Raw genomic sequence first — 11,470 nt, 5'->3', positions numbered from 1 at the left:
CCTTCGGCACCCTCATGATGTGCAACACCGCCGCCACGCAGGTCAGCGTGGACGCGGGCGCCGATCCGACCACTCGCGTTCTACGAGGTCCGGCGCCCCGGCGGTCACCTGCCGGGCCCCAACCCGCCCGCCCCAGGCGTGTTCCCAGACACGTACGGCAGGATGTGCGGCATGCCCAGTGCAGAAACGACGCGCGCGAGCGTGCACGAGCCAGATCCGGTGCCGCCGACCAAGGAGGACCCGGTCGCGGCGGCCGGCAGTGAACTGTTCGGCGGTCCCCTCGGACGGCGGGCGCTGACGGGCACGTCCTGGTGGACTCCCGTACGGGTCGTCGCTCTCGTCGCGATCGGCATGTTCGCCCTCGGCATGGTGCAGAAACTGCCCTGCTACGACGGTGCCTGGTTCTTCGGGGCCAGTTCCCAGTACACGCACGCCTGCTATTCGGACATTCCGCACCTCTACCAGGGGCGTGGCTTCGCCGACGGGCTCGTGCCGTACTTCGACAAGCTCGAAGGCGACATGGAGTACCTCGAATACCCGGTCCTCACCGGCGTGTTCATGGAGGTCGCCGCCTGGCTCACGCCGGGCAGCGGAAGCATCCAGGACCAGGAGCAGGTCTACTGGATGGTCAACGCCGGGATGCTGATGGCCTGCACGGCCGTCATCGCCGTCTGTGTGACCCGCACCCACCGGCGGCGGCCCTGGGACGGTCTGCTGGTCGCTCTGGCGCCCGCCTTCGCGTTGACCGCCACCATCAACTGGGACCTCCTGGCGGTCGCTCTGACGGCCGCGGCGATGCTGATGTGGTCCCGGAGCCGTCCGCTGGCCTTCGGGGTCCTCCTGGGGCTCGCCACGGCCGCCAAGCTCTATCCCGTGCTGCTGCTGGGGCCGCTGCTCGTGCTGTGCTGGCGTGCGGGCCGGTGGCGTGCGTTCGGCACCGGCCTGCTCGGCGCCGCGGGCGCCTGGCTGGTCGTGAACCTGCCGGTGATGCTCCTGGCGCCCGAGGGCTGGTCGAAGTTCTACACGTTCAGCCAGGAACGCGGCGTCGACTTCGGCTCCTTCTGGCTGATCCTCTCCCAGCGCGGCGACACGGCGCTCGACACGGACACCGTCAACACGTGGGCTTCGGTACTGATGCTGCTGTCCTGCGCGGGCGTCGCGGCGCTCACGCTGGCCGCTCCGCGCCGGCCCCGCTTCGCCCAGCTGGCGTTCCTGATCGTCGCGGCCTTCATCCTCACCAACAAGGTCTATTCGCCGCAGTACGTACTGTGGCTGGTTCCCCTCGCGGTGCTGGCCCGCCCGAAGTGGCGGGACTTCCTGATCTGGCAGGCGTGCGAGGTCGCGTACTTCCTCGGGATCTGGATGTACCTCGCCTACACGACCAGCGGCGACGCCCACAAGGGACTGCCCCAGGAGGGCTACCAGCTGGCCATCGCCGTCCACCTCCTGGGGACGCTGTACCTGTGCGCCGTGATCGTGCGCGACATCCTCATGCCCGAGAGGGACGTGGTGCGCCGCTCCGGAGAGGACGATCCGTCGGGCGGTGTGCTGGACGGCGCCCCGGACGTCTTCGTCGTGGGCCCCGCGGCCCGTCCGCCCCGGCACGCGGCGCACCTCGACGGCCCGTACGTGGAGTGGGGCGCCCGCGAGGGCGCGGGCGGAAGGGAACCGGGTTCGCTCTGAGCGAACAGGATCAAGGGCAGGCACACGAAAGGCCGTACACGGAGTCCGTGTACGGCCTTTCGCCGGTGTGCGGGTCCGGCGCGGGGCGCCGTGCCGTCAGCGCTCGACGACGCGGTCGAACTGCGTGGTGGTGTGCCGCAGATGGGCCACCAGTTCCTCGCCGACCTTCGGCTCGGGCGCGTCCGAGGGCACGAAGAGGATCGAGACCTGCATGTGCGGGGGCTCCGCGAACCAGCGCTGCTTGCCGCCCCAGACGAACGGCGAGAGGTTCCGGTTGACCGTGGCGAGGCCGGCCCGGGCGACGCCCTTGGCGCGCGGCATGACGCCGTGCAGGGCCTTGGGGGCCTCCAGGCCCACCCCGTGCGACGTACCGCCCGCCACGACGACCAACCAGCCGTCCGAGGCGACCTTCTGCTGCCGGTAGCCGAAACGGTCGCCCTTGGCGACGGGAGAGACGTCCAGGACGGCTCCGCGGTACTCGGTCGCGTCGTGGTCCCCCAGCCACAGCCGCGTGCCGATACGGGCCCGGAAGCGGGTCTGCGGGAACTGCTGCTGCAGCCGGGCGAGCTCGTCGGCCTTGAGGTGGCTGACGAACATCGTGTGCAGCGGCAGCCGTGCCGCGCGCAGCCGGTCCATCCAGCCGATGACCTCCTCGACGGCGTCCGAGCCGTCGGTACGGTCCAGGGGCAGGTGGATGGCGAAGCCCTCCAGGCGCACGTTCTCTATGGCGGCGTGCAGCTGGGGCAGATCCCGCTCGCTCACCCCGTGCCGCTTCATGGAGGACATGACCTCGATGACGACACGGGCGCCCACGAGGCCGTAGACCCCGTCGACGGAGGAGACGGACCGGATGACACGGTCGGGCAGCGGTACGGGCTCCTCGCCCCGCCTGAACGGCGTCAGCACCAGAAGGTCGCCGCCGAACCAGTCCTTGATCCGCGCCGCCTCGTAGGTCGTGCCGACGGCCAGGACGTCCGAGCCCAGGCGGGTGGCCTCGTCGGCGAGCCGCTCATGGCCGAAGCCGTAGCCGTTGCCCTTGCAGACGGGGACGAGTCCCGGGAACTGCTCGGACACGTGCTTGTGGTGCGCCCGCCAGCGTGCGGTGTCGACGTAGAGCGTGAGCGCCATGGCCGGACCTGGAACCTTTCTCGTGGCAGCGGTGTATCAGAGATGTGAAGACGAATTGTGGTGCGTCAGCGGCGCGACATGTAGATGTCGAGCGCCTTGTGGAGCAGTTTGTTGAGCGGGAAGTCCCACTCCCCGAGGTATTCGGCGGCCTGCCCGCCCGTACCCACTTTGAACTGGATGAGGCCGAAGAGGTGATCGGTCTCGTCCAGCGAGTCGGAGATGCCCCGCAGGTCGTAGACGGTGGCGCCGAGCGCGTAGGAGTCGCGCAGCATCCGCCACTGCATCGCGTTCGAGGGCCGGACCTCCCGGCCGATGTTGTCGGAGGCGCCGTAGGAGTACCAGACGTGCCCGCCGACGACCAGCATCGTCGCGGCGGAGAGGTTCACACCCTCGTGCCGGGCGAAGTACAGCCGCATGCGGTTGGGGTCCTCGGTGTTGAGGGCCGTCCACATGCGCTGGAAGTACGAGAGCGGTCGGGGGCGGAAGTGATCGCGCAGCGCCGTGATCTCGTAGAGGCGCTGCCACTCCTCCAGGTCCTGGTAGCCGCCCTGGACGACCTCGACGCCGGCCTTCTCGGCCTTCTTGATGTTGCGCCGCCAGAGCTGGTTGAAGCCCTTGTGGACGTCTTCCAGCGAGCGGTTGGCCAGCGGCACCTGGTAGACGTAGCGCGGCTGTACGTCGCCGAAGCCCGCCCCTCCGTCCTCGCCCTGCTGCCAGCCCATGCGGCGGAGTTTGTCGGCGACCTCGAAGGCGCGCGGCTCGATGAAGTCGGCCTCGATGTCGCGCAGGCGCTTCACGTCCGGGTCCTGGATGCCCCTCTTGATGGAAGTGGCCTCCCAGCGCCGGATGATCACCGGCGGGCCCATCTTCACGGAGAAGGCGCCCTGCTGCTTGAGGTGCGCGAGCATCGGATCCAGCCACTCGGTCAGATTCGGCGCGAACCAGTTGATGACCGGGCCCTCGGGCAGATAGGCGAGATAGCGCTTGATCTTGGGCAGCTGGCGGTACAGCACCAGGCCCGCACCGACGATCTCGCCGGACCTGTCGTCGAACCATCCGAGGCTCTCGGAGCGCCACTCCGCCTTGACATCTGCCCAGGCGGGGACCTGCATGTGGCTGGCCGCGGGCAGGCTCTGGATGTACGCCAGATGCTGCTCGCGGCTGATGGTCCTCAGGGTCAGGCTCATTCGGGGCGCTCCTCGGCTGGTGTGTCCCCATGGGTACAGGGGCTCCGGCTCTCGCGCCGAAGCCTACTGCGCCCTGCGAGCGCCCCGTCTGGCCGTATGCGTCCCGGGCCCCGGCCGGTGTGCGGCCGGGGCCCCTGGAGACGTGCTCGGAGCCGCCGTCAGCCGATGACGCCGCCGAAGAGGCCGCCGTGCGCCATGCCGAGGAGGAAGCCGACGGCGGAGGCACCCAGACCGACGATCAGTGCGAACCGTTCCCGCGTGGTCTCGGAGACGAACTGTCCGTACGCGCCGGTAACGATGCCGATCAGCCCCGCCCATGAACTGAGCAGATGGAGGCTGTGGAACATCGCGGAGACGAAGGCCGTGACGCCGAGGATCACCGTCACGGCGACCAGCGTGTGCTGGAGCGGATGGGGCTTGTGGTCGGTGGCGAAGAGAGAGCCGGCGGTGTTGGGTCGCAATGTCTGTGCCATCTGGCACCTCCTGCGGAAGGTGGCGCATCGTAGCGCCATACACACCCGATGGGTACAGACTGACGCTCACCGGGCCCTGATTTCAACCGGAAGCCGGTGAGCGGGTAGTCTGTAGCGTCTGCACCGGTGTCTGCCCAGGCCACGGCACGGTCCCTCGCTCAGTTCGCTGATCGGCGGTCCGATTGTCAGTGGCTGCCGATACCGTTGCGAACGCATCACAACCCTCCTGCCACGGAACGACCGTGGCCGCTGAGTCCAAAGGAGGTGGGTTACACATGCGTCACTACGAAGTCATGGTCATCCTCGACCCCGATCTCGAAGAGCGTGCTGTCTCGCCGCTGATCGAGAACTTCCTCTCCGTCGTCCGTGAGGCGAACGGAAAGGTCGAGAAGGTCGACACCTGGGGCCGTCGTCGTCTCGCGTACGAGATCAAGAAGAAGCCCGAGGGCATCTACTCGGTCATCGACCTGCAGGCCGAGCCTGCGGTCGTCAAGGAGCTCGACCGCCAGATGAACCTGAACGAGTCGGTCCTCCGGACCAAGGTCCTCCGTCCCGAGACCCACTGAGCTTTCCAGCTCAGCTGAACTCGGGCATCGAGTAGCAGCACCAAGCAGCCAGCAGCAAACCCGCCGAGAGGTTCCCCCATGGCAGGCGAGACCGTCATCACGGTCGTCGGCAATCTTGTCGACGACCCCGAGCTGCGCTTCACCCCGTCCGGTGCGGCGGTCGCGAAGTTCCGTGTCGCGTCCACTCCCCGCACCTTCGACCGGCAGACCAACGAGTGGAAGGACGGCGAAAGCCTGTTCCTGACCTGCTCGGTCTGGCGTCAGGCGGCGGAGAACGTCGCGGAGTCGCTCCAGCGAGGCATGCGCGTCATCGTGCAGGGCCGGCTGAAGCAGCGGTCCTACGAGGACCGTGAGGGCGTCAAGCGCACGGTCTACGAGCTGGACGTCGAGGAAGTCGGCGCCAGCCTGAAGACCGCCACGGCCAAGGTCACCAAGACCACCGGCCGAGGTGGCCAGGGCGGTTACAGCGGCGGCGGCGGTGGCGGCGGCCAGCAGGGCGGCAACTGGGGCGGAGGCTCCGGCGGCGGTCAGCAGCAGGGCGGCGGCGGTGCTCCCGCCGACGATCCCTGGGCGACCAGCGCTCCTGCGGGCGGCGGCAACCAGGGTGGCGGCGGCGGTGGCTGGGGTGGAAACTCCGGCGGCTCCGGCGGTTCCGGTGGCGGCTACTCGGACGAGCCCCCCTTTTAGGCCCAGGGCCGAAGAGGGTGGGCCGTACCCACACTTCTTGATCAAACAGGAGAGACACACATGGCGAAGCCGCCTGTGCGCAAGCCTAAGAAGAAGGTCTGCGCATTCTGCAAGGACAAGGTCACGTACGTGGACTACAAGGACACGAACATGCTGCGGAAGTTCATTTCCGACCGCGGCAAGATCCGTGCCCGTCGCGTGACCGGCAACTGCACTCAGCACCAGCGTGACGTCGCCACGGCCGTGAAGAACAGCCGTGAGATGGCGCTGCTGCCCTACACCTCCACCGCGCGATAAGGGAAGGGTGACCGAAACATGAAGATCATCCTCACCCACGAGGTCTCCGGCCTCGGTGCCGCGGGCGACGTCGTCGACGTCAAGGACGGCTACGCTCGCAACTACCTGATCCCGCGGAGCTTTGCCATCCGCTGGACCAAGGGCGGCGAGAAGGACGTCGAGCAGATCCGTCGTGCTCGCAAGATCCACGAGATCGCGACGATCGAGCAGGCCAACGAGATCAAGGCGCGCCTTGAGGGCGTCAAGGTCCGCCTGGCCGTCCGCTCCGGCGACGCCGGCCGTCTCTTCGGTTCCGTCACCCCGGCCGACGTCGCTTCGGCGATCAAGGCTTCCGGTGGCCCCGAGGTCGACAAGCGCCGCATCGAGCTGGGCTCGCCGATCAAGACGCTGGGCGCTCACGAGACGTCCGTGCGTCTGCACCCCGAGGTGGCCGCCAAGGTCAGCATCGAGGTTGTCGCAGCCTGACCGCTGCGCTCAGCAGAGCTGAAAGAAGGGCCGCACCCCGCGTGGGAGCGGCCCTTCTTGCTGTTCTGTCGTGCTGTTTCTGTCGTGGTGCTCCAGGCCGCCCCTGCTCCTGGCTGACCGGTGCCATGTTTCACGTGAAACGGAAGTGTCCTGGTTTCACGTGAAACAACCCCGCCCGTTTCACGTGAAACAGTCAGCGCGTAGCGCCCGTGACGATCCAGCGGCCCGAGCGGGTGCGCAGCCACAGGGTCAGCATGCGCACGGTCATCATGAGGGTCATCGCCGCCCAGACAGCGGTGAGACCGCCACCGAGGGTGGGAATGAGCAGGGCCACCGGAGCGAAGACCGCCAGCACGAGCACCATGGCTCGCGCCAGGTACGGGCCGTCCCCCGCGCCCATCAGTACGCCGTCCAGGACGAAGACGATGCCGCAGATCGGCTGGGAGAGCGCCACCATGAGCAGTGCGGGCAGCGCGATGTCATGGACGGCTGTGTCACTGGTGAACAGGGGAAGGAAGAGGGGGCGGCAGACGATCACCAGGCCGCCGAGTACGACTCCGACGGCGATGCCCCACTCCACCATGCGTCGGCAGGCTTCGCGGGCTCCTTGGGTGTCACCCGCGCCGAGGTAGCGCCCGATGATGGCTTGCCCCGCGATGGCGATGGCGTCGAGCGCGAAGGCGAGCAGGGTCCACAGGGACAGGATGATCTGGTGGGCCGCGATGTCGGCGTCCCCGAGGCGTGCGGCGACGGCTGTGGCGATCATCAGCACGGCTCGCAGGGAGAGGGTGCGGACCAGCAGCGGTACACCTGCCTGGGCGCAGGCGCGTATCCCGGCGGCGTCGGGCCGCAGGGAGGCGCCGTGCTTACGCGCACCACGGACCACGACGAAAAGATAGGCGGCGGCCATGCCGAACTGGGCGATGACGGTGCCCCAGGCGGATCCGGCGATGCCGAGGTCCGCGCCGTACACGAGACCCGCGTTCAGGGCCGCGTTGGCGACGAAGCCGGCGATGGCGACATAGAGCGGTGTCCGTGTGTTCTGCAGACCCCGCAGTACACCGGTGGCGGCGAGGACGACGAGCATCGCGGGGATGCCGAGCGCCGAGATACGCAGATACGTGATGGCGTAGGGCGCCGCGGTGTCCGAGGTTCCGAAGAGATCCACCAGCGCGGGTGCGGTGGGCAGGAAGACGGCGATGACGGCGATACCGAGCAGCAGGGCGAGCCAGATACCGTCCATCCCCTGGCGGATGGCGGCCTGGAGGTCGCCCGCCCCGACGCGTCGGGCGACAGCGGCCGTGGTGGCGTAAGCGAGAAAGACGAAGATGCTCACGGCTGTGCTGAGGAGAGCTGAGGCGACTCCGAGGCCGGCGAGTTGGGCGGTGCCGAGATGGCCGACGATGGCGGTGTCGGCCATGAGGAAAAGAGGCTCGGCGATGAGTGCGCCGAAGGCCGGAACGGCCAGCGCGACGATCTCTCGGTCGTGCCGTCGCCGGGTGGCCTTGGGGGCCGCTGGAGCCTGTGTCATGCACATCAATCTAATCTTCCACAGGTAAGAGATGCAACTATCTAGCGACCCTTACTGGCAAACTCGTGCGACGGACCACGGCGCGCCATTCGCATCGATCTTGGCCCGAGTCGGAAAGTTTTTCTTCTGCACAGCCGGTGGACGGGATAGTTGCAGGTCAGGGCCGGTGTGGAAAACAGGCTGAGTGCTTGTTCACAGGGCTGTCCACCGGGTCGTGCACAGGTTTGGTGGAGTTCTCCACAGCATCGGGGCCGTCGTCCACATGGCCTGTGGATAACCAGATTGGCTGACGGTGCCCGCGGGCCTACCGTGGTGCGGCACCCTCTCCCTCCTCCGTTCGCGGAAACCTCGCAAAACCGACGCGTCAGAACCGGAGTTGGGCGTCTCATTTGTCAGTGTCGTGCCGTAGGAATAAAGGGCACGGCGAGGTCCGCTCGGCGGACGGGAGGAGGTGGCCCGGTGAGTATTTCCGAGCCCTTGGACGACCCGTGGGCCGACAGCGGTCCCAGTGACCGTCTGCCCGCCTCCCGACAGCGCCGCGACGGTGGCGGCCGGGGCCGGGAGGACCAGCACGACCGCGGTGCGGACAGCGGTGGCTGGGACGGCGGGGGTTCGTCCTTCGAGCGGGTGCCGCCACAGGACGTGGACGCGGAGCAGTCCGTCCTCGGCGGCATGCTGCTCTCGAAGGACGCCATCGCCGACGTGGTCGAGGTGCTCAAGGGCCACGACTTCTACCGGCCGGCGCACGAGACCGTCTACGGCGCGATCCTCGACCTCTATGCCAAGGGCGAGCCGGCCGACCCGATCACGGTCGCCGCCGAACTCACCAAGCGCGGCGAGATCACCAAGGTCGGCGGCGCGTCGTATCTGCACACCCTGGTCCAGACGGTCCCGACGGCGGCCAACGCCGAGTACTACGCGGAGATCGTCCACGAGCGGGCTGTCCTGCGCCGCCTGGTCGAAGCCGGTACGCGCATCACGCAGATGGGTTACGCGGCCGACGGCGACGTGGACGAGATCGTCAACAGCGCCCAGGCCGAGATCTACGCGGTCACCGAGCAGCGCACGACCGAGGACTATCTGCCGCTCGGCGACATCATGGAGGGCGCGCTCGACGAGATCGAGGCGATCGGTTCGCGCTCGGGGGAGATGACCGGTGTGCCGACCGGCTTCACCGACCTCGACCAGCTGACGAACGGTCTGCACCCCGGTCAGATGATCATCATCGCGGCCCGTCCCGCGATGGGTAAGTCGACGCTGGCCCTGGACTTCGCCCGAGCCTGCTCGATCAAGCACAACATGCCGAGCGTGATCTTCTCGCTCGAAATGGGCCGCAACGAGATCGCCATGCGTCTGCTGTCGGCCGAGGCGCGTGTGGCCCTGCACCACATGAGGTCCGGCACGATGACCGACGAGGACTGGACCCGGCTCGCCCGCCGGATGCCGGACGTCTCGGCCGCTCCCCTCTACATCGACGACTCCCCGAACCTGTCGATGATGGAGATCCGGGCCAAGTGCCGCCGCCTCAAGCAGCGCGCCGACCTGAAGCTCGTCATCATCGACTATCTGCAGCTGATGCAGTCGGGCGGCAAGGGGCGCTCCGAGAGCAGGCAGCAGGAAGTCTCGGACATGTCGCGAAACCTGAAGCTGCTGGCCAAGGAGCTGGAGCTGCCCGTCATCGCGCTGTCCCAGCTGAACCGTGGTCCCGAGCAGCGCACCGACAAGAAGCCGATGGTCTCCGACCTCCGTGAATCCGGCTCCATCGAGCAGGACGCGGACATGGTGATCCTGCTGCACCGCGAGGACGCCTACGAGAAGGAGTCACCGCGCGCGGGCGAGGCGGACATCATCGTGGGCAAGCACCGTAACGGCCCGACGGCCACCATCACGGTCGCCTTCCAGGGCCACTACTCCCGCTTCGTGGACATGGCACAGACCTGATCTCACCTCAGGAGCCGCCGAGCCGGGGCCGAATGCGCTCGACGCGGGGCGCCGGGGCAGGTGGACTGGGGCCATGACGACGACTTCCGCCGAAGAACTGCTGCCCGCCACGCGCCGGACCCTGCTGCACAGAATCGCCACCGCTCAGGCCGAGGGGCGTGCGCCGTCGTTGGTCGCGGCGGTGGTGCGGGGCGGGGAGACGGTCTGGCACGGGTCCCGTACCTCGGTGGACGGTCATGGACCCGACGAGAACGTGCAGTACCGCATCGGCTCGATCACCAAGACCTTCACGGCCGTCCTGATTCTGCGGCTGCGGGACGAGGGCCTGCTCGACCTCGGTGATCCGCTGGAGAAGCATCTCCCGGGCACCGGCGCGGGGGAGGCGACGATCGCCGAACTCCTCGCGCACACCGCCGGGTTGGCTGCTGAGTCGCCCGGTCCCTGGTGGGAGCGCACTCCCGGTTCGCTGCGTCCCGAGCTCGCCGACGTCCTGGGCGAGCAGCCGCACCGGCATCCGGTCGGCCGGCGGTTCCACTACTCGAACCCCGGTTACACCCTGCTGGGCGCGTTGATCGAGGAGTTGCGGGGCGCCCCCTGGGAGCAGGTCCTGCGCAGGGAGGTGCTCGAACCGCTGGGACTGCACCGGACGAGCGGACAGCCGCAGGCGCCTCATGCGGGCGGCTGGGCCGTGCACCCCTGGGCCGACGTCATGCTTCCCGAGCCGGTCGAGGACCTGGGGCTGATGGCACCGGCCGGTCAGCTCTGGTCGACCAGTGGCGATCTGGTGCGCTTCGCGGTCTTCCTCGCGCGGGGCGACGACCGGGTGCTCAGCGCGGAGTCCGTACGGGAGATGCGGACGCCCGCCGCGCCCGCCGAACCGGAGGAGGTGGCGGCCGGTGCCGCGTACGGCCTCGGTATGCAGGTTCAGCATCGGAACGGCCGGACCCTGGTGGGGCATGGCGGTTCCCTCCCGGGCTTTGTCGCCGGGCTCATGATCAGCGTCGAGGACGACCTCGCCGCCGTCGTGCTCGCGAACTGCACCTCGGGTCCGCCGGTGGCGACGGTCGCCGCCGACCTCGTGCGTATCGTCGCGGAGGCCGAGCCTCGGATCCCCGAGCCCTGGCGCCCACTGCCCGAAGTCGACCGTTTTGTACTGGAGTTGGCCGGGCCTTGGTACTGGGGGACGCATGCCTTCGCGCTGCGTCTCACGTCCGACGGGGGTGTGACGCTCGGGCCCCTGGCGGGCGCTGGCCGGCGCTCGCGTTTCCGTGCCGAGGGCGACGGGACCTGGACCGGGCGCGACGGCTATTACGCCGGTGAGCTTCTACGGGCCGTTGAGGGGCCTGACGGGTCGGTGACCCACCTGGACCTCGGCTCGTTCGTGTTCACGCGTCAGCCGTACGGTGAGGGCGCTCCGGTCCCGGGTGGAGTGGACCCCGAGGGGTGGCGCGGGATCGAGTAGCCGCCTCTGGCTGCGGTGACGGCTGTGGCATGGCGAGGGGCGTCCTGTTT

General features: G+C 68.5%; 11 protein-coding genes. 7 read left to right on the top strand and 4 right to left on the bottom strand.

The genetic code is table 11. The features are described 5' to 3' along the window. Nucleotides 1–162 precede the first annotated feature (162 nt). Nucleotides 163–1,683 (top strand): glycosyltransferase family 87 protein, encoded by a 1,521-nt coding sequence (locus ACFWGJ_RS34915; protein ID WP_387332623.1) that lies wholly within the window; start codon nucleotides 163–165, stop codon nucleotides 1,681–1,683. A gap of 96 nt (nucleotides 1,684–1,779) precedes the next feature. Here the strand turns inward: ACFWGJ_RS34915 and ACFWGJ_RS34910 are convergent, their stop codons facing one another. From ACFWGJ_RS34910 to ACFWGJ_RS34900, 3 genes are all read right to left on the bottom strand, one after another. Then, a complete protein-coding gene (locus ACFWGJ_RS34910) occupies nucleotides 1,780–2,811 on the bottom strand; it encodes an alanine racemase (RefSeq protein WP_189771406.1) in 1,032 nt (343 codons plus the stop codon). 65 nt (nucleotides 2,812–2,876) lie between these two features. Then, nucleotides 2,877–3,998: a peptidoglycan bridge formation glycyltransferase FemX gene (femX, locus tag ACFWGJ_RS34905; protein ID WP_210881439.1), complete on the bottom strand. Its 1,122-nt coding sequence runs from the start codon at nucleotides 3,996–3,998 to the stop codon at nucleotides 2,877–2,879. Between the two features lie 158 nt (nucleotides 3,999–4,156). After that, nucleotides 4,157–4,471 (bottom strand): hypothetical protein, encoded by a 315-nt coding sequence (locus tag ACFWGJ_RS34900; RefSeq protein WP_387332620.1) that lies wholly within the window; start codon nucleotides 4,469–4,471, stop codon nucleotides 4,157–4,159. 275 nt (nucleotides 4,472–4,746) lie between these two features. Between ACFWGJ_RS34900 and rpsF the strand changes: the two genes are divergently transcribed. The 4 genes from rpsF to rplI all read left to right on the top strand — a co-directional run bounded on the left by rpsF (nucleotide 4,747) and on the right by rplI (nucleotide 6,486). Beyond that, the gene (gene rpsF / locus ACFWGJ_RS34895) at nucleotides 4,747–5,037 is read left to right on the top strand and encodes a 30S ribosomal protein S6 (protein WP_028804085.1); all 291 of its coding nucleotides are present in this window, start codon (nucleotides 4,747–4,749) and stop codon (nucleotides 5,035–5,037) included. Nucleotides 5,038–5,115: 78 nt separating this feature from the next. Beyond that, the gene (locus ACFWGJ_RS34890; protein WP_384271957.1) at nucleotides 5,116–5,724 is read left to right on the top strand and encodes a single-stranded DNA-binding protein; all 609 of its coding nucleotides are present in this window, start codon (nucleotides 5,116–5,118) and stop codon (nucleotides 5,722–5,724) included. Nucleotides 5,725–5,784: 60 nt separating this feature from the next. After that, on the top strand, nucleotides 5,785–6,021 hold the full coding sequence (rpsR, locus tag ACFWGJ_RS34885) for a 30S ribosomal protein S18 (RefSeq protein ID WP_003949403.1): 237 nt from the start codon (nucleotides 5,785–5,787) through the stop codon (nucleotides 6,019–6,021). An 18-nt stretch (nucleotides 6,022–6,039) separates the two neighbouring features. Then, on the top strand, nucleotides 6,040–6,486 hold the full coding sequence (gene rplI / locus ACFWGJ_RS34880) for a 50S ribosomal protein L9 (RefSeq protein ID WP_210881436.1): 447 nt from the start codon (nucleotides 6,040–6,042) through the stop codon (nucleotides 6,484–6,486). A gap of 193 nt (nucleotides 6,487–6,679) precedes the next feature. On the opposite strand, the gene ACFWGJ_RS34875 is transcribed toward rplI, so the two are convergent. Then, on the bottom strand, nucleotides 6,680–8,017 hold the full coding sequence (locus ACFWGJ_RS34875; RefSeq protein WP_387332617.1) for an MATE family efflux transporter: 1,338 nt from the start codon (nucleotides 8,015–8,017) through the stop codon (nucleotides 6,680–6,682). Between the two features lie 459 nt (nucleotides 8,018–8,476). Here ACFWGJ_RS34875 and dnaB point away from each other — a divergent pair, with 459 nt between their 5' ends. Both dnaB and ACFWGJ_RS34865 read left to right on the top strand, forming a co-directional pair. After that, on the top strand, nucleotides 8,477–9,958 hold the full coding sequence (dnaB, locus tag ACFWGJ_RS34870) for a replicative DNA helicase (RefSeq protein ID WP_387332615.1): 1,482 nt from the start codon (nucleotides 8,477–8,479) through the stop codon (nucleotides 9,956–9,958). Nucleotides 9,959–10,031: 73 nt separating this feature from the next. Then, nucleotides 10,032–11,420, top strand: coding sequence for a serine hydrolase domain-containing protein (locus ACFWGJ_RS34865; protein ID WP_387332613.1), 1,389 nt, complete (start codon nucleotides 10,032–10,034; stop codon nucleotides 11,418–11,420). Nucleotides 11,421–11,470 lie beyond the last annotated feature (50 nt).

This window comes from Streptomyces sp. NPDC060205 (genome assembly GCF_042728395.1).
In the GTDB taxonomy this organism is placed as follows: Bacteria; Actinomycetota; Actinomycetes; order Streptomycetales; family Streptomycetaceae; genus Streptomyces.
Note: the sequence above shows the minus strand (reverse complement) of the source record. Positions and strands in the feature narration are given on the sequence as shown.